Here is a 517-nt window from a genome sequence, read left to right as displayed (position 1 = left end):
CAATTACATTTTCATATCCTTCATCACGTAATCCTTCAATATATCGCTTTTCAATAATCTGATTACTTGCCTCTTTGCTATCTTTTCTTAGCTCTTTAATACTGTTTGAATGCTTGCATTCGATTACAATTGCTGTATTTAAAATACTATATGGTAATACCGCTAAATCAAATCTCCCTTCTCCGCTTTCTCGATTTGATTTAACCTCATAGCCATCGGCATTTAAAAATCCTACCATAAATCCATGATAAAAACTTTCATAATTATCATAATAACTGATACTTTGTAATAATACATCCTGTAATATACTATTTGCCTTTGTAACATCTTCTTGTATTAAGGCATCGATAAAATTAGAATCACGTTCATTTTGATATTCTCTGAACCATTTTATAAAAATATTTTCATAAATCTTTTTTACTTCTTTATTGGGAATGACCAGTTTATAGGTATCTTCTACTAGTTCATTATTTTCATATACTTTCTCTTTGATTTTTAAATATCCGGTAAACAGCAG

Annotated in this window: 1 protein-coding gene; it reads right to left on the bottom strand. The window is 28.6% G+C overall.

Going from position 1 to position 517, the window contains the following annotated elements:
- Positions 1-517, bottom strand: a 517-nt coding sequence (locus B5E92_RS15335) for a PD-(D/E)XK nuclease domain-containing protein (RefSeq protein ID WP_204245304.1), incomplete at both ends; no start/stop codon positions are given.

Origin of the sequence: Erysipelatoclostridium sp. An15 (assembly GCF_002160675.1) — a bacterium.
In the GTDB taxonomy this organism is placed as follows: Bacteria; Bacillota_I; Bacilli_A; order Erysipelotrichales; family Coprobacillaceae; genus Thomasclavelia; species Thomasclavelia merdavium.
Note: the sequence above shows the minus strand (reverse complement) of the source record. Positions and strands in the feature narration are given on the sequence as shown.